This window comes from Psychromonas algicola (assembly GCF_004378355.1).
Taxonomy (GTDB): Bacteria; Pseudomonadota; Gammaproteobacteria; order Enterobacterales; family Psychromonadaceae; genus Psychromonas.
The window spans coordinates 1-607 of sequence record NZ_SNUB01000087.1; the positions used below are offsets into that span (position 1 = coordinate 1).

The 607-nt window shown below is 38.9% G+C and carries 1 protein-coding gene; it reads right to left on the reverse strand.

Annotated features, from left to right (window positions below; all coding sequences use genetic code 11):
• Positions 1-108: 108 nt before the first annotated feature.
• Positions 109-607, reverse strand: a 499-nt coding sequence (locus E2R67_RS16465; protein WP_134292022.1) for an IS630 family transposase, incomplete at its 5' end; no start/stop codon positions are given.

Here is a 607-nt window from a genome sequence, read left to right on the forward strand (position 1 = left end):
CGACTGCCTGTTTCTGCCCATAATCGTGTTGTTGTGTTTTGTTGGCCAAATCTCGCTTCATCTTGAAGCCATATATCAACAGACTCTAACGCAATATGTCCTGGGATCTTAAGGATCGTTTTTATTTGGAATTTTTTTAAAATGCTGTTGGGCTTCTTTATCCTGCTTAGGGTGTCTAGAGCGAGAGGTTATCCAAGAAAACCCTAATTTATTCAGCAAATAATAAATAGAGTCGGGGTGGTATGTTTTATTAAATTCACGCTCAATGTATGCGTGTATATCAGCACCAATCAGTCTTCCGCCATCATCGGTTTCTGCTTTTTCTTTAATAAATTCAGTAAGCTGTATTTGTTGCTTAGCGGATAGAAAGGCTGGACGACCAGTACGAGGCTTTTCTTTTAACCCTTCGAGGCCTTCGCTTAGATAGATACTCACCCATTTATTAACACTAGTTCGACTCACTTTAAGGAACTGAGCAATTTGGGTACGTGAATGTCCATCTTGAAAATGGGCTAAAGCCAGTAAACGCATTTTCATTTGTAATGAAGTTTGCTTACGGGCAAGTACTTTAAAATCTGTCTTTTTTATATGCTCCATCTTTGAGTCA